This is a genomic window from Ilumatobacter sp. (assembly GCF_030065885.1).
Taxonomy (GTDB): Bacteria; Actinomycetota; Acidimicrobiia; order Acidimicrobiales; family Ilumatobacteraceae; genus Ilumatobacter.
The window spans coordinates 1-16,877 of the sequence record NZ_JASJCS010000024.1; the positions used below are offsets into that span (position 1 = coordinate 1).

The following is a 16,877-nucleotide window of genomic DNA, read 5'->3' on the forward strand; positions in this document are numbered from 1 at the left end:
GGTGAGCTGAGGGGTCCACCACTGGGTGGGGCCATCGGCGTGATTCTCGGTGAGAAGCACTACCTACTCACTGAGGAGAAGCACTACCGATGGCCCTGACACAGTCTGCCGTGTCCGAACTGCTGGACGCGTTCCGCGCTGGTGACGGCGTGGATCTGATCCGCGAGTCCGTGCGACTCGTCCTGCAAGAGTTGATCGAGGTCGAGGCGACCGAGGAGATCGGCGCCGCACCGTATGAGCGCAGCGACACGCGCACGACCGAACGCAACGGTTCGCGCCTGCGTCTGCTGGCGACCCAGGCCGGCGACGTCGAGCTTGCGATCCCCAAGCTCCGCAAGGGGAGCTTCTTCCCGTCCATCTTGGAGCCGCGGCGGCGGATCGACCAAGCGTTGTACGCGGTCGTGATGGAGGCCTACGTCGCCGGCGTTTCGACACGCTCGGTCGATGATCTGGTCGCCGCGCTCGGCATCGCGTCGGGGATCTCCAAGTCGGAGGTCTCACGCATCTGCGCTGGGCTGGACGAGATCGTCGGCGCGTTCCGGACCCGCCAGTTGGATCACGTCGAGTTCCCCTACGTCTACCTCGATGCGACCTACCTCCACGTACGCAATCAGACCTCGCAGGTCGTGTCGATGGCCGTCGTCGTCGCCACCGGAATCACCGCAGAGGGCAACCGGGAGATCCTCGGCTGCGACATCGGTGACAGCGAGGACGAGACGTTCTGGCGGGGCTTCCTACGTTCGCTGCGCGCCCGCGGGCTCGGCGGCGTGCGCCTCGTGATCTCCGACCAACACGCCGGCCTCGTTGCCGCGCTCACCAAGAGCTTCCAGAAAGCCAGCCATCAACGGTGCCGGGTGCACTTCGCCCGCAATCTGCTCAGCCACGTGCCGCGATCGCACACCGACATGGTCGCCGCAGTGTTCCGCACGATCTTCGCCCAACCCAACTCGACGGCCGTGTCAGAGACGTGGGACCAAGTCCGCGATCAGCTGGCGGGCATGTTCCCCAAGGTCGGCCCGTTGATGGACGACGCCAAGACCGAAGTGCTCGCGTTCACCGGGTTCCCACGGGCCCATTGGCAGAAGATCTGGTCGACGAACCCGCTCGAGCGGATCAACAAAGAGATCAAGCGCCGATCCCGGGTCGTGGGCATCTTCCCGAACGAAGCCTCAGTGATCCGCCTGGTCGGTGCCGTCCTCGCCGACATGCACGACGAATGGCAAGCATCCGAGCGCCGCTACCTCTCCGAGGGCTCGATGGCCAAGCTCTACGCGCCGCGCGATACTGACCCCGTCGCCGAGCTCAACACCGGCGACTGAGCACCGAGGATCAACCTCAAACCCCACCACCCGACGGGGCACTGCCGCGCACCCAGCCACCAACTCCACGCCAGCGAGCGAACGGAACGGCGCATGCTCGATCCGCCGAGCGAGCGGCGAATGATCGATCACCGCGCAGCAAGGGTCTCCGCCCCTCGTTAGCGTCTCCGGGATGGTCGACATCGACGACTCCCCCCAGACCGGCGTCGAGGACGTCCCCGAACCGGCGTACCGGCCCGAGCCGTCACACGACGACAGCACGCGCAACCGCTCGCTCATCACCAGGCTCGCCACCACCGCCACGACGCACTGGAAGGTCACCATGGCCCTCTGGGGCGTCGTCGTGGCGATCGGCCTCGTCGCGTACGGCGGTGGGCTCGCCCGCGAGGGGTTCCCGCCGGTCAACCTGCCGATCGTCGTCGTCGACGGGAACTACTTCGTCGACGGCGCCGAGCAGGTCGACGACGACGTCGCCCTCCCGCTGCAGACCGCCTACAGCGAGATCGAGGGCGTCAAGGAGGTGCAGAGCTTCTCGCTCGACAACGCCTTCGCCGTCATCGTCGAGTTCGAGGACTCCTTCTCGTCGCCCGAGGGCGCCGAGCTGCTCGAGGCGGCCAACCCGTCGATCGGGGTCCCGCCCGAGGCCGAGATCACCGTCCGGCCGATCGACGCCACCAAGTTCCTCGAGGTCTACGACCTGCTGGTCACGGTCAGCGGACCCGACGGCGCCACCGCAGCCGACCTCGAGGCCGAGGCGGCCAAGCTGCAGACCCTGCTCGAGACCGGGAACGGCGTCGACCGAGCCGACGTCCGCAACCTGCTCACCGAGGGCGTCAACCCTGCGACGGGCGAGGAGGAGACCCGCCGCACGCGGTTCGTCCGCGCCGCCTTCGCCGAGACCGGCGCCTACGACGAGGCGATCGCCATCGGCCTCGTCCGCAGCGAGGACACCGACCTCGACCTGCTCGGGTTCAGCGACGAGATCAACGGCCTGATCGACGACGAGACCGTGCTCGCCGACGGCTTCAGCGCCGCGGTCACCGCCGACTTCGCGAAGGACATCCGTTCGCAGATCAGCTCGCTCTCCGGCAACCTGCTGACCGGTCTGATCGCCGTCGCCATCGTCAGCTTCCTGCTGATCGGTTGGCGGGTCTCGATCGTCACGGCGCTGTTCATGGCCACGGTGATGATGGCGGCGCTCGGCGGGCTCTGGGCGCTCGGCTACTCGCTCAACACCATCACGCTGTTCGGTCTGATCCTGACGCTGGGTCTCCTGGTCGACGACGCGATCGTCATCTCCGAATCGATCGACGCCAACCGCGCCGAGGCCGACGAGGCCGTCGGTGTGGTGCGCACAGCGATCAACCGGGTCGGCACGGCGTCGCTCTCGGGCACGCTCACGACCGTGCTCGTCTTCGCCCCCATGCTCTTCGTGAGCGGCGTGCTCGGCGAGTTCATCCGGGCGATCCCGGCGACGGTGATCCTCACCCTGCTGCTGTCGTTCCTGTTCTCGGTCGTGTTCATCCCTGCGATCGCGAAGCCGTTCCTGTTGAAGGGCGTGACGCCGCACAACCCCGTCACGCGCGGCGAGAAGCGGATCGCCCGTGCGCTCGGGGCGCTCGCCGAGTACCCGTCGAGCCACGGCTGGAAGGGCGTCGGCGTGGGCGTCGGGATCGTCGTCGGCGCGTTCGCCGCGATCTTCGGGTCGTTCCAGATCGCCGCCACGGTGGGGTTCAACATCTTCCCCGAGGGCGACGACGCCAACGCGCTGTTCGTCACCGCCGACTTCGATCCGGGCACCACCATCGAGCAGGCACAGGAACGCTCACGCGCCATCGACGAGATCGTCGTCGACACGCTCGGTGATGACCTCGTCAGCTCGCAGTACATCAACGCCAACGAGCGCCAGCTCCTGTCGATCATCGACCTGACGCCGTTCGACGACCGGTCGACGCCGGCGCCGACCTTCGTCGAGCGCCTCGAAGAGCAGCTCGACGAGCTGCCCGACATGCGGGTCAGCGTCCGCCAGCTCGAGAACGGGCCGCCCGTCGAGGACTTCCCCTTCGCCGCACAGATCTCGGTGGACGCCACGTCGGTGGCCGCCGGCGAGGAGCTCGCGTTCACGCTCCGCGACCAGCTGATCGGCGTCGAGCTCGACAAGGCCAGCGGCGAGACGACGTTCATCGAGGACGCGATCGTGTCGACCGAGGGCCAGGTGTACCGGATCGACGGCACCCGCCAGATCGAGGTGCGCGCCGCGTTCTCGACCGACGATCTCACGAACAACCTCGACGCCACCGAGGCGCTCGTCGACGATCTCTACGGCGCCGACGAGCTCACCGCGCTCGGGCTCGCGCCCGACGCGATCGACTACGACTTCGGTCAGGAATCGGACAACCAGGACGACTTCGCCTCGCTCGGTAGGGCGCTGATGATCGCACTGCTCCTGATGCTGGCCCTGCTGGTGTTCCAGTTCCGCTCGATCGTGCAGCCGCTGCTGATCTTCCTCGCCATCCCGTTCAGCTTCTTCGGGGTGTTCACGGCGCTGAGCCTCTCGGGCAACCCGATCAGCTTCTTCGTGGCGGTCGGCTTCATCGCGCTCATCGGTGTCGTGGTCAACAACACGATCCTCCTCGTCGACGCCGCCAACCAGGCGCGCCGGCGCGGGCTGCGGCCGGGCGCCGCGATCGGCGAGGCGGTCACGCGCCGGTTCCGGCCGCTGGTCGCCACCACGATCACCACCGTGGTCGGCCTGCTCCCGCTGGCGCTGAGCGATCCGTTCTGGGAGTCGTTGAGCTTCACGCTCATCGGCGGCCTGATCAGCTCGACGATCCTCGTCCTGGTCGCCTTCCCGGTCTTCTACCTCGTGGTCGAGAAGGTGCGGACGCCGGTCCGCAACGCCGTCAGATCACGCCGCGGCAGGCCGCTCGTGTAGGGCTCCGCCATCGGCAAAGCCGGACCGGCTCCGCCTCCCGAGCTCACCGCGGTCGGGCGGTGAGATGGGCCCTCGCGAGGCCGGCCCGTGTCAGCGCTGGTCGCGAGCAGCCATCGCACTGTCTGACGCGTCGCCCCGACGTGGCGGGCGAGTGCCGAATCTTCGGCGTCGTTGGCACCGCAGCGGCGATGACGATCTCGGCCCGGTGCGGCCCGGATCCGAGTTGGTCGGTCGGCGAAGCCCGATCAGTGAACGTCGGGCGGGGTGAGCTCGTGAGCTCGTTCGAGGAGTTCGGTCAGCACGGCGAGGTCGACGTCGTCGAGGCGTTTGATCGCGATGCTGGCGGCACCGAGCTTGACCTTGCCGAGCCGATCGGCGTACTGCTTGCCGAGGTAGTCACCGTCGGCCACAGCGTTGACGTACAGGCTGACGTGGGCCGACTGCAGCGCGAGCCCCACCGCGAACCACTCGATCTCCTCACCGCGTGACCGCGGCTGGACGATCGAGCCGTAGCCGATGATCGTCTGCTCGGTGCCGCCCCAGAAGACGCCCTCCCAGAGCTCGCGGACACGCCCGGGCATCGCGCCGACGATCAGCTCGTCGAGCGTCGACATCACGCTCCGGTCGTCATCGGGCAGGGAGGCGAGGTACTCGTCGGGAGCCGTGTCGACCCGTTCCATGCCGCCACCCTAGAACGACGTGGCGACGCTGCGACGAGGGCATCAACGGCGGATCGGCTGCAGCCGGCGGTACGTGGCCGACCGCCACAGCCACTCGGCCGGGCCGTACCGGAAGCGCGCGAGCCACGGCTTCGACCACGCCAGCTGGAGCATCCAGACCGCCACGACGAACAGCGCCACCCAGGTGCGGTCGAGGTCGTCGGGTTCGAACAGACCTCGCAGCAACGCGATCCCGATGACGGTCTGGCCGAGGTAATTCGTGAGTGCCATGCGACCAGCCGCTTGGACCCGACCGATGAGGGCGCCACGGCTGCGGCGGTTCCACAGGCTGATCACGCCGATGTAGCCGAGCGCGATCGGGATAGTGGCGAGGGTGTTGGGCGCCTCGCCGATCACGGCGATCCGCGGCTCGAAGCCGTAGGCGGCCTGCAGCACGACGCCGCCGACCGCGAGCGGCAGCCCGACGCCGAGACCCCATCGGGCCATCGATCGGTAGAACGAGGCCGGCCGATCGCCGTGCAGGACGCCGAGGCGGTAGATCGCCACCCCGATCAGCATCATGCCGAGCGCCCTCGCGAAGAAGTCGTTGAGCAGGAAGATGCCCACGGCGTCCGACATCGCCGATCCGTCGGTGAGCCAGTACTCGCCGAGGCCGTCGCCGTCCGCGGGCACGGCCGTCTGGACGATGGCCGCAAGGGCCGCCGACCAGAGCACGAGACCGGTGCCGACGGTCAGCAGCACGCGCGGCTGCACCCGACGCAGCGCGATGAGCACGGGCGCACAGGCGGCGTAGACGATCAGGACGTCGCCGTCCCAGAGCAGGGAGTGCAGGAACCCGATGAGGAGCAACAGCGCGTTGCGCCACATCGCCAGCCGCACCGGCCGGGCCTGCTTGGCGGCGGCTCGATCGGAGAACAGCACGATGCCGGCGCCGAACAGCATCGAGAACAGGGCCATCGTCTTCTGGTCGACGAAGACTTCGCCGAGCACGCCGAACGTCCAGTCGAGCCAGTCGTTCGAACCGGCTGCGTCGAGGTTGAAGTAGGCGGCCGGGTGCAGCCCGTACGACACGGCGTTCATGACGAGGATGCCGAGCACGGCGACCCCACGGATGGTGTCGAGGTTGGTGATCCGGTCGGCGGCCACTACCGGCTGCGGGCGGGCAGGGACGGGGGTGTCGGTCAGCTGCGTCATACCTCCAACATAGGAGTCACTGTCAATTTGGTCGTCATCCTCGAGGAGGATGCTGCTAGCCTTTTCGGATGACGTCGCTGCGTCAGCGCAACCGCCACAACGCGATGCGTGCTGCGCAGCGGGCCGCGCTGCCCCTCTTCCGGGAGCGCGGCTTCGACAACGTCACGGTCGACGAGGTCGCCGCCGAGGCCGGCATGGCCGCGTCGACGATCTACCGCCACTTCACCACGAAGGAGGCACTCGTGCTCTGGGACGAGCACGACGTCGCGATCGACGACGCGCTCGCGCAGCGCCTCAAGCACCAGCCGCCGCTCGAGGCGATCCGGGACGCCTTCGTCGAGACCCTCGGCGGCCGGTACGACGCCGACCTCGAGTTCCAGCTGGCCCGGATCAAGTTCATCTACGCCGCCGAGGCGTTGCACGCCGCCGCGGTCGAGGCCGACTTCGCCAGCCGCGACGAGTTGTCCGGCGCCGTCCGTCACTTCCTGTCGCGCCGCAATCGCGACGCCGCCCCGATCATCGCCGGCGCGGCCATGCTGGCACTCGACGTGGCGATCGAGCGATGGGCGGCCGGCGACGCGAAGCGCCCGCTCAGCGCGCTGATCCGCGAGGCGTTCGACACGCTGGCCCATCTCGAAGCGCTGACCTGAGTCCGGCCACCGCATGCTCGCCGGCCGTGCGACCGCGAGTACATTCGTCACCGTATGAAAGCGCTTTCATCACCGATCCGGGCCGCCACCGCCCGGCCCGCACGACTCGGTGGCACGAGGCGCGCTCGGCGAGGTGAGCCGTGCGCCTGAGCGACACGCTCCACGTCGACGACGGCGGCTGGCGGCTGACCGAGACCGGGTGGGACGCCGACCGGGCGGTCGCCGTCGGCTCGAACTTCCTCTGCGGCAACGGGTATCTCGGCTACCGGGCGACCACTCCCGAACAGGGGGCGAGCGACTACGTCGCGCTCGTGGTCACCGACACGTACGACTGCGCCGACGGCCACTGGCGCGAGCTGTCGACCGCACCGAACCCGCTCTACGTCATCGCTCTGGTCGACGGCACGCCGGTGCGCGTCGACGACGCGACCGACGTGGGGACGTCGCTCGACCTCCGGAACGGCGAGTACCGAGCCGCCTTCCGCCGGCAGATCGGGGATCGCAGCGTGCGCGTCGAGGTCGAGCGCTTCGCGAGCTACGACCAGCTCCACCTCGTCGCGCAGCGTTGGACGCTGCACGCCGAGACCGAGGCCGTCGTCGAGATCGAGGCCGGCATCGACGCCGACATCTGGAGCCTCAACGGTCGCCATCTGCCCGCCATCGCGCTCGACCATCGAGACGACGTGCTCACGGCGATCGGCACGACGATCGAGAGCGACATCGACGTGGCCGTCGCATCGACCTCCGCGATCACCGGCGGGTCGATGCTCGGCGAGTCGATCGAGACCGGCGACGACCGGTCGATGCGACGCTGGCGGGTGCAGCTCGCAGCCGGCGAGTCGGTCGTGGTCGACACCGTGGGCGTCGTGATGTCGTCCAACGACGTCGACGATCCGCTCGAATCGACCCGTCGACTCGCCGATCGGTGCGCCGGACGCAGTTACACCGAGCTGCGGCAGGACTCCCGGTCGCAGTGGGAGTCGATCTGGGACGTCCTCGACGTCCGCATCGACGGCGACGTCGTCGACCAGGCCGCCCTGCGGTTCAGCGCCTACCACCACCGGATCTGCACGCCCACCCACTCCGAGCACCTGCCGATCGGGGCACGAGGGCTGTCGTGCCAGGCGTACCAGGGCGCCGCCTTCTGGGACCAGGAGGTCTACAACCTCCCGTCGTTCCTGTTCACCGAACCCGACATCGCGCGATCGATCCTCGCCTACCGGCACCACACGCTCGACGGGGCTCGCCGCAAGGCAGCGCGGCTCGGCTACCACGGCGCGTTCTACGCCTGGATCTCGGGCAAGACCGGCGACGAGCTGTGCCCCGACTACTTCTTCACCGACGTGCTGACCGGGCGGCCGATCCGCAACCACTTCAACGTGTGGCAGATGCACGTCGCCCCCGACGTCGTGACCACCATGGCGCGGTACGTCGACGTCACCGGGGACAAGGCGTTCCTCGTCGAGCACGGCGCCGAGGTCGCGTTCGAGGTGGCCCGCTTCCTCCACTCGTTCGTCCGCTACGACGAGTGGCGCGGCGTGTACCACTGCATCCGGTTGCTCGGACCCGACGAATGGCACGAGAACGTCGACGACAACGCGTTCACGAACTACCAGGTCGAAGCGGCGCTCGCGTTCGCGGTCGAGACGTACGAGTTGCTCGAGCGCGATCATCCCGTCGCCCTCGCGCAACTCGCCGCCGCCCTCGATCTGACCGCCGACGAGGTCGACGGCTGGCGCCGGGTACACGACCGGATGCTGCTCCCCGAGCCCCGGGACGACGGGCTGATCGAGCAGTTCGCCGGCTTCTTCGCGCTCGAGGACACGACGCCCGACGAGGTCCGCACGCGCCTGCTGCACCCCCAGGAGTACTGGGGGTGGCCGAACGGCGTGGCCGTCGCCACCCAGGTCTCCAAGCAGGCCGACGTCGCCATGCTGATGTGGCTGCACGGCCACCGCTTCGACGCCGAGACCCGCCGCGCCAACTACGAGTACTACGAACGCCGGTGCAGCCACGACTCGTCGCTGAGCCACGCCGCCCACGGGATGGTCGCCGCCCGGCTCGGCGACGCCGGGGCAGCGCACCAGCACTTCCGCGCCACGGCAACGGTCGACCTGCTGAACACCCAGCACGCCGTCGTCGGCGGAACGTTCATCGGCGGGATCCACACGGCTGCGTGCTCGGGCACGTACCAACTCGCCACGCAGGGCTTCGGCGGGCTCGACTTCTCGCGTGGGAGGCTCACCATCGACCCGGTGCTCCCGCCGGCGTGGACGTCGCTGACCTATCCGGTCGTCTGGCGCAGCCAGCGCCTCGACGTCACGGTGACGGCCGGGGACGACACGGTCGTCTGCGTCACCGCGGCGGCGACCAACAGCGACCCGGTCGAGCTCGCGATCGCCGGCGAGGTCGTTGCGGTCGCGCCTGGCGACGCGGTGACGCGCTCGGCCTGAACCGAGGTCGGCGCCGGCGCACCGCGCACACGACCGATCGCGCCGCCAGCACCGGCACCGGCATCGGCATCGGCATCGGCATCGGCATCGGCATCGGCATCGGCATCGGCGGGTGCGTCGACACGTGTGGCGTTCTCGTCAAGGTCGGCGGGGCGGGTGTCGACAAAGAGGTGTGGGCATGATCGCTGATTCGCTGAACGAAGCACGCACGCGAGGGCTGCATCTCCGCCGCCGCACGTCGCTCCCGTGGCTGACGGTGCGAGGCCACCTCGACCCGGTGGTGCAGCGTCACGCACCGGACGAGATCATCGACGCGCTCGACGAGCTGCACGCCGACCTCGGCGGCAACCGGCGCGTCCTCGCTCGCAACCGCGCCGGCACGCTCCGGCCCGGTCTCGTCGTCGCCTCCACGGGCCAGCTCGTCGAGATCGACGGGCTCGAGCACTTCACCTCGGACCGCCTCGCCACGCTCTCCGACTACCCGCACGGCGTCGAGTTCGGCTTCTCGATCGACGACTACCGGGCCTTGATCGAGCGCTGGCGGACCAAGGCCAACGCGGTCTTCACCCGGCGCTGGAGCCCCGACTTCGACTTCGTCGGCGGCCGTCGGGCTCAGCGCGCCTACTTCGACGCGTTGCTCGACTGGCTGGCGCCGACGTTCACGGGTCACCCGGTGCTCCGCGTCGCCGTCCCCGACGGCGACGTCCGCAGCGCGGTCGACCGGCTGACGCTCGGTCTCGGCCCGGCCGCCTGACGGGTACCGACTGGGCGGTCGTCAGCCGATCGACAGGATCGGCCCGCGGTCGAAGGGCGGTGCCAGGTCATCGGTCACCGCCGCCACGATCGACGCCGGCACCGAGATGTCGGCCACGAACAAGCGGCCGACCTCGCGCCGGCCGCGCAGCCCGATCTTGGGGAGGCACAACGTGACGGTCGCGGCGGCGTCGACGACCAGCCCGACGGCTCCCCCGTCGGCCGGCAGACCCGACGGCACGTCGAGGCTCACCACGTGGGCACCACCGGCGTTCACGCTGTCGGCGAGCGACGCAGCCGGGCCCCGGAGCTCGCCGCGCAGGCTGTACCCGACCATCGCGTCGACGACGGCGTCGGCGCGGCCCACCTCGACCTGCCGCGCATCGTCGGACTCCACGACGTCGACGCCGAGCCGGTCGATGATCCCGAGCTGGTGCGCCGGCACCTCGCCGAACCGCCCGCGATCGGCGGACAGGACGACGAGCACGTCGATGCCGGCGTTCGCCAGGTGTCGAGCGGCGACCAGGCCACCGCCCCCGTTGCCGCCGGGCCCGGCGAGCACCAGGACCGCCGACGGCTCGACCTCGCGCCGCACGACCGCGGCGAGGGACCTGCCCGCGTTCTCCATCATCTGGAGCAGGACGATGCCCACCTCATCGACCATCAGGCGATCGATCTCGCGCATCGCCTCGGCATCGATCCAGGCGAGCTCACCGGGATCGACCACCGGCCACTCCATGCGGGGACTGTAGGCCGTCGGTCGCGCCGGGTCGGTGCCGGCTCAGGAGGGACCGCCATGAGAAGATGCCCCCGATGCACGAGGTCGACCCCCGATGACGGCGCTCGACCGCACGGCGCGCCACGGGGGCTACTGGCCGTCGGCGTGGCCGGTCGAGTGTGGCGGCAACCGGCGCCAGAAGGCACGCGGCGGCCGACTCGACGCCGCGTCGGGGACCGCGTCGGTCACCACCCGGAGGAACGGCCGCTGGAACGTGATGGTGGTCGAGCGAGACCCGGGCGAGTGGTTCGCCGGCGGCACGATGGCCGCGTTCACCGGGCCACCGCCGTTCGGCTGGGTCGAGCGGATGGACCCCGAGAGCCTCGAACCACTCGCCTCGTCCCCCGAGCTGCTGTGCGGCGAACACGTCTGGTGCGGAGCGATCCTCGCCCACGCGAACGGGTCGATCATGTCGGTCAACGGCTCGTACCTGCACCGCCTCGACCCCGACGACCTCACCGTGCTCGCCGAGCGGGTCCTGCCCGTCGACCGCAGCCACAACGGGCTCCTTGCGCTCGGCGACGGCACGCTGATCACGAAGGACCTCCGCCTCGAGGACCAAGGTGGCACCACGATCACCCGGCTCGACCCCGACACGCTCGAACTGGTCGGCGAGCCGCTCGTGCTCCCCGAGGGCTCGATGGGCCGGATCGCGGCCGACATCGTGGAGGAGGCCGGTGCCGAGCACGTCTACGTCCCGGGCACCGAGCACGTCTGGCGGTTGATCGTCGACGGCGACGAGCTCGTCGTCGACGAGTGGCGACCTCGGTACCGGGACGCGGGTGGCGAGCACGGCCTCGCCTGGGATTCGTGCCTGGCGGCCGACGCCTGCTGGCTCATGGACTGCGGCGACGTGCCGTCGGTCCGGCACATCCATCGCACCGAACCGAACGGCCGTTTCGACCAGCCACCGTCGCTGTCGTGGCGACAGCCCGCCCCCTGGGCCGGCGCGCAGCGGCTGGCGCGGGTGTCGTTGACCGACGATGACGACGTCCGGTTCGTCGAACCGTTCGGTGCGCCCGGGGGCGGCATCATCGCGCCCCCGGCGATCGTGCCCGAGCTGAGCATGGCCCTCGCCTGGGACTCGATCAACGGCGGGCTGGCGGGTGTCGACATCACCGGCGACCGGCTGGACGTCGCCTGGCAGCTCGACGTCCGCCCGTCGATGCAGCCCGTCGTGTTCCCGGACTCCGGCGAGTTCGTCATCAACGACTTCACCGATGCTGGCGAGGACGATCTGGTCGTCGTCGACGTGCGCACGGGTGAGCTGATCGACCGCATCTCGACCGGCTCGCGGATCGGCAACGGCATGTTCCTCACCGCCGGCGGCGATCGCGACGTGTTCTACTGCACGACCACGGCGCTGGCTCGCGTACGGTACGACTGACGCTCGGGCCACACGGGCCAACACGGGCCGACCGGCGAGGCCGTCGTCAGCGGACGACCACCTCGCCGCCCGGCTCCTCCGGCTCGTCGTCGACGATCTCGGCCGGGAACCCGTCGCCGAGGACGCTCAGCCCGGTTGCGTCCTCGAGCCGCCGGACGATGTTGGGCGACCACTCGCGCTCGCCGTACCTGGCGGCCCCGTCCTCGAAGATCCGGATCATCTCGGGATTGAGCTCGAGGGGCACGTCGTGGCGGTCGGCGATCGCCTGGAACAGCCCGATGTCCTTCAGCACCAGGTCCATCGTGAAGTTGATGTCGCGCGACCCGTTGAGGATGACCTGGCTCTCGGTCTCGTGCACGAACGAGTTGCCGCTCGAGATGCGGATCGCCTCGTAGGCCGTGTTCATGTCCATGCCCGCCGCCTTGGCGGTCACCAGCGCCTCGCCGAGCGAGAGCAGGTTGGCGGTCGCCAGGTAGTTGGTCACCACCTTGAGGATCGACGCCGATCCGAGTGGCCCGGTGTGCAGGGTGCGGCGGCCGAGCACCGTCAGGATCGGCAGGATCCGTTCGAACGTCGCCCGATCGCAGCCGGCGAAGATCGAGATGTTGCCGGTTGCCGCCCGGTGGCAACCGCCCGAGACCGGGCAGTCGACCGGTCGGCCGCCGGCCTGCTCGACGAGGGCGCCGAGCCGGCGGACCTCGGCCTCGTCGGTGGTCGACATCTCCATCCACACCGTGCCGGGCCGGAGGCCGGCGATGACGCCGTCGTCGGCCTCCATCACCGCCGCCGACGCCGACGGTGACGGTAGGCACGTGATCACCGTGTCGACCTGCTCGGCCATCGCACGCGGCGAGTCGGCCCAGCCGGCGCCGAGCTCGAGGAACTGCTCGGCGGCGGAACGATCGAGGTCGCGGACGACGACGTCGAGCCCGTTGCGCACGAGCGACCCGGCGAGCTTGCCGCCGACGTTGCCGAGCCCGATGAAGCCGATGCGGCTCACGACAACCGCTCGGATCCGACGGTCACCACGCCCGGGTCCCAGGCGACGCGACCGAAGACCTCGCGGACATCGTCCTCGAACGACTCGAGCCCGTGGATCGGGAAGTCGGGATCGAACGAGTTCTGATCCCAGCGGGCGCAGAACTCCTCGCACAGGCCCGCCCACCGGTGGCCGCGATATCGGTCACGGGCGTCACGGTCGCCGCCCAGGTGGTGGGCGTAGTAGTAGCTCTGGAACACGCCGTGGTGCAGCACCACCCAGTGCACCTCCTCGGCGACGTACGGCTGCACGATCGCCGCTGCGAGCTCGCTGTGGTTGAACGGCGCCAACTCGTCGCCGATGTCGTGCACCAGCGCGGCGACGACCCACTCGACCCCTGCGCCGTCGAGCCGGGCCCGGGTCGCGCTCTGCAACGAGTGCTCGAGCCGGGTGATGCGGTACCCGCCCATCGAGCCGGTGAGCCGGTCGAGCGTGGACAGGACGCGATCGGCGAGACCGGCCGCGTGCGCACGCTCGTAGCGATCGAGCAGGGCGTAGTCGTCGGCGGTCCCGTCGGCCATCGCCGTGAACGACACCTCGCCGCTCGGTGGCTCGCCGTCGTACGCGTGGCGCGTCAGTTGGGGTTCGGTCACCCGGACAGCCTGGCACGCCGACTGCGGACCGCGAGTCGGTACATCGTGTCGGGCCCGTCGTGTTCGATGTAACAGCCCTGGAGGTGGCGGCCGCCCCGGCTGGGGTCGAACGCCGTGCGTCCGTGCAGCACGCGATGGTTGTCCATGAACATCAGGTCGCCCGGCTCGAGCCGGAACGTGACCTGGTGGGACGGGTCGTTGAGCCAGCCGACGAGCCAGCGCCGGCCCGCGTACCAGGCGTCGAGGTCGATGCCGGACCGGAACACGGGCGAATCGAGCTTGGTGTTGAACATCATCCGCAGGAAGCGCCCGCGTCGGTCGTACTCGAGGATGTGCCCGTGGTTGACGACCGTGTCGGTGCCCATGTCGTACGGATAGATCACCTCGGTCGACGCGAGCGCAGCGTGCAGATCCGGTTCGGCCGCTGCGATCGCACCTGCGGCGGCGAGCCCGTCGACCAGCGTCGAGTCGCCACCCGGTGCCTCGTTGGCGAGGCAGTGCAGCAGCTGGATGCCCGGCACCGGTCGTCGGTACGGCTGGTCGGTGTGCGCGAGCAGGCCGATCGACGTGTACGCGAGGTCGGTGGGGTCGGGCTCGGTGCGGACGTCGAACACCCAGCCGAAGTTCTGGCCCACGATGTAGCCGAGTCGGTTGGCGACCCGCCTGACGGTGTCGGGCTCGGTCGGTGTGTTCCGGAAGACCACGTACCCGTGCCGGAAGAACGCCGTCAGGTAGTCGAGCACGGCCTGCTCGTCGGCATCGCCGACCCCCCAACCGATGCCGGACCAGTCGACGTAGGGGAAGTCGTCGAGCGGCTCGGTCCACGGCTCGGGCGAGGGCGGCGCCTCGGGATCCTCGATCCAACCCACCCGGCGCCGGATCGAGTCGAGCTCGAAGCGGGCCACGTGACCGTCGCTGAAGGTGGCGACGAGTTCGGCGCCCCGGAGCTCGGCGGCGGTGATCGTGAGGTCGGCCGGGATGTCGAGCGGCGTGAACAGCCGCTGGCGATTGGTCGGCTCGATCTGACCGGATTCGGTGGACTGGTCGCGCAGCCAGTTGGGGTGAAGGCGGGCTGTCGCGGCCCCCTCGATCAGCGTCGCACCACCGTCGTCGAGCCGGATCTGCACGGTACGAGAGCTGGGTTCGGACAGCATCGTCACCCGCACAGTGTCGCAAAGCCGATCCGCCGTGGACAGCCATCGATCGGTACGGGTTGGCATAACATCAGATCATGGTGCGGAGTCGAGTGGAATGAGGGCGCTGGTCGAACGGATCGACCGGCTGCAGCGACTGGCGGTGTTCGAGGCCGCCGCTCGCACCGGCAGCTTCACGGCCGCGGCACGCGAGCTCGGCATGACGCAACCCGCCGTCACCCGCCAGGTCCGGGCGCTCGAGCAACGGCTCGGCGCCGAGCTCTTCCGCCGCACGTCGAACCGCAGCGATCTGACCGACATCGGCCACCGGCTGTCGAGCCACGTCAACGCCGGCTTCGACGTGATCGAGTCCGGGCTCCAGGAGCTCGCCGACCACGCCGGCACGTTCGTCGTCGCCTCGCACCCGGGCATCGCCCAGCAGTGGCTCGTGCCGCGGATCGACGACCTCCACACCGCGCTCGGCGACCTCGAATTGCGACTCAGGTTCTTCGACCGCGACGCCGAGCTCGAGGCCGGCGACCACGATGTCGCGATCCGCGTCGGCGCCGGCGACTTCCCGGGACAGTCGCGGCACCTGCTCTTCGACGAGGTCGTCGTGCCGGTCGCCTCGCCGGCGCTCGCAGCCGAGCACGGGCTGAGCGAGTCCAGCACGGCCGCCGACGTCTACCAGGCGCCGTTCGTGCACATGGACGACGACGATCGCCCGTGGATGACCTGGGCCGATTGGCTCGGCCGGTTCGGCATCGCACTGCGGCGCCAGCCCGGCCGCGTGCTGTTCAACAACTACCCGATGGTTCTGCAGCAAGCGCTCGCCGGCCGTGGCATCGCGCTGGGATGGCGACCGCTGATCGACGAGCTGGTCGAGGGCGACGCTCTCGTGGTCGTCGGCCCGGAGGTGCGCAGCGACCGCGGCTACTACGTCACGTGGCGGGCCGGCCCGCCGGAGCCGCCGGTCGAGACCCTCATCGCGTGGTTGACCGCCCTGGCGTGACGGCCCGCTACACCACCGCCGACAGCGGGCGTCCCGCCCGTTGCGCGTTGTGGGCGATCGCGTCGGCCATCTCCCTCCACCGGGTGTGCGGGAGGTCGTGCGCCATGTCGTTGAACATCAAGAGGCGCGAGCCGGGGATCGCCCTCGCCGTGGCCAGGCCCCCGCTCGGACGCACGAGCTCGTCGAGCATGCCGTGGATGACCAGGGCCGGGACGTCGAGGCGTTCGAGGCCGGCGGTGCGATCGCCGCTGGCGATGATCGCCGCCGTCTGACGTGCCGTGCCGGCGGGTCGGAAGCTCCGATCAACGGCCGTCTGCACGAGGGCGCGGAACTCGTCCTCGTCGAACGTCGGGCCGCAGATGTCGCGGAACGCCTCGACACCGATGTCGGCCGCCGTCTCTCGCGTCGGTACCGGACGCCGGACGGTCTTCTGGATCAGCCGCAGGGTCGGCTGGCCCACCCGCCGGTTGCCGGTGGTCGACATGATCGACGTCATCGAGCGCACCCGCGCAGGGTGCTCGATCGCCATCGCCTGCGCGATCATGCCACCCATCGAGGCGCCGACGACGTGGGCGCTGTCGATGCCGAGTGCGCCCAAGAGCCCGACGGCGTCGTCTGCCATGTCGCTGAGCAGGTACTCGGCCTGGAGGAGACGCCGCAACAACACCGCCTTCGCCAGCTGTGCCGTGGTCGGCGGCTCGCTCGTGAACTCGGAGGAGAGCCCGCTGTCGCGATTGTCGAAACGGATGACGCGAAAGCCCTCGGCCGCGATCAGGTCGACGAGACCCTGCGGCCAGTCGATCAGCTGCGCGCCCAGACCCATGACCAGGAGGATCGGTTCGCCGGTTCCCTGCTCCTCGAACTCGATCGTGATGCCGTTCGCTTGCACCGAGGCCATCTGACCAGGCTACGGACAGGAGCGGCCGACCGACCGGCGGCGCCGCGCTTTGC

Annotated in this window: 14 protein-coding genes; 7 read left to right on the forward strand and 7 right to left on the reverse strand. The window is 69.8% G+C overall.

What is annotated here, in order from left to right:
• The first annotated feature begins 89 nt into the window (after window positions 1-89).
• Together QNJ12_RS07675 and QNJ12_RS07680 are read left to right on the forward strand one after the other, a co-directional pair.
• Window positions 90-1,319, forward strand: coding sequence for an IS256 family transposase (locus tag QNJ12_RS07675; RefSeq protein WP_300621126.1), 1,230 nt, complete (start codon window positions 90-92; stop codon window positions 1,317-1,319).
• Window positions 1,320-1,491: 172 nt separating this feature from the next.
• Window positions 1,492-4,254, forward strand: coding sequence for an efflux RND transporter permease subunit (locus tag QNJ12_RS07680; protein WP_300621128.1), 2,763 nt, complete (start codon window positions 1,492-1,494; stop codon window positions 4,252-4,254).
• Between the two features lie 245 nt (window positions 4,255-4,499).
• Here QNJ12_RS07680 and QNJ12_RS07685 read toward each other — a convergent pair whose 3' ends face one another.
• Window positions 4,500-4,934, reverse strand: a complete 435-nt coding sequence (locus tag QNJ12_RS07685; protein WP_300621131.1) for a DUF1801 domain-containing protein — start codon at window positions 4,932-4,934, stop codon at window positions 4,500-4,502.
• Window positions 4,935-4,976: 42 nt separating this feature from the next.
• Entirely contained in the window at window positions 4,977-6,128 is a 1,152-nt protein-coding gene (locus tag QNJ12_RS07690) for a DUF418 domain-containing protein (RefSeq protein WP_300621134.1), read from the reverse strand.
• Between the two features lie 68 nt (window positions 6,129-6,196).
• Between QNJ12_RS07690 and QNJ12_RS07695 the strand changes: the two genes are divergently transcribed.
• The 3 genes from QNJ12_RS07695 (at window position 6,197) to QNJ12_RS07705 (ending at window position 9,985) form a co-directional block, all read left to right on the forward strand.
• Complete coding sequence (locus QNJ12_RS07695) at window positions 6,197-6,778, forward strand: TetR/AcrR family transcriptional regulator (protein WP_300621137.1); 582 nt, start codon at window positions 6,197-6,199, stop codon at window positions 6,776-6,778.
• A 140-nt stretch (window positions 6,779-6,918) separates the two neighbouring features.
• Entirely contained in the window at window positions 6,919-9,231 is a 2,313-nt protein-coding gene (locus tag QNJ12_RS07700; RefSeq protein WP_300621140.1) for a glycosyl hydrolase family 65 protein, read from the forward strand.
• A 178-nt stretch (window positions 9,232-9,409) separates the two neighbouring features.
• A complete protein-coding gene (locus QNJ12_RS07705; protein WP_300621143.1) occupies window positions 9,410-9,985 on the forward strand; it encodes a hypothetical protein in 576 nt (191 codons plus the stop codon).
• A gap of 21 nt (window positions 9,986-10,006) precedes the next feature.
• On the opposite strand, the gene QNJ12_RS07710 is transcribed toward QNJ12_RS07705, so the two are convergent.
• Window positions 10,007-10,723, reverse strand: coding sequence for an NAD(P)H-hydrate epimerase (locus QNJ12_RS07710; protein WP_300621146.1), 717 nt, complete (start codon window positions 10,721-10,723; stop codon window positions 10,007-10,009).
• A gap of 94 nt (window positions 10,724-10,817) precedes the next feature.
• On the opposite strand from QNJ12_RS07710, the gene QNJ12_RS07715 reads away from it, so the two are divergent.
• Entirely contained in the window at window positions 10,818-12,149 is a 1,332-nt protein-coding gene (locus QNJ12_RS07715; protein ID WP_300621149.1) for a hypothetical protein, read from the forward strand.
• 46 nt (window positions 12,150-12,195) lie between these two features.
• Here the strand turns inward: QNJ12_RS07715 and QNJ12_RS07720 are convergent, their stop codons facing one another.
• From QNJ12_RS07720 to QNJ12_RS07730, 3 genes are read right to left on the reverse strand one after another with little or no spacing between them, the layout of a single operon-like run.
• Window positions 12,196-13,149, reverse strand: a complete 954-nt coding sequence (locus QNJ12_RS07720; RefSeq protein ID WP_300621152.1) for an NAD(P)-dependent oxidoreductase — start codon at window positions 13,147-13,149, stop codon at window positions 12,196-12,198.
• On the reverse strand, window positions 13,146-13,781 hold the full coding sequence (locus tag QNJ12_RS07725; RefSeq protein ID WP_300621155.1) for an HD domain-containing protein: 636 nt from the start codon (window positions 13,779-13,781) through the stop codon (window positions 13,146-13,148). Before QNJ12_RS07725 ends, QNJ12_RS07720 begins: the two co-directional genes overlap by 4 nt.
• Window positions 13,778-14,935 (reverse strand): TauD/TfdA family dioxygenase, encoded by a 1,158-nt coding sequence (locus tag QNJ12_RS07730; protein ID WP_300621224.1) that lies wholly within the window; start codon window positions 14,933-14,935, stop codon window positions 13,778-13,780. Before QNJ12_RS07730 ends, QNJ12_RS07725 begins: the two co-directional genes overlap by 4 nt.
• A gap of 97 nt (window positions 14,936-15,032) precedes the next feature.
• On the opposite strand from QNJ12_RS07730, the gene QNJ12_RS07735 reads away from it, so the two are divergent.
• Entirely contained in the window at window positions 15,033-15,926 is an 894-nt protein-coding gene (locus QNJ12_RS07735) for a LysR substrate-binding domain-containing protein (protein WP_300621158.1), read from the forward strand.
• Window positions 15,927-15,933: 7 nt separating this feature from the next.
• Here the strand turns inward: QNJ12_RS07735 and QNJ12_RS07740 are convergent, their stop codons facing one another.
• A complete protein-coding gene (locus tag QNJ12_RS07740) occupies window positions 15,934-16,824 on the reverse strand; it encodes an alpha/beta hydrolase (RefSeq protein ID WP_300621161.1) in 891 nt (296 codons plus the stop codon).
• Between the last annotated feature and the right edge of the window lie 53 nt (window positions 16,825-16,877).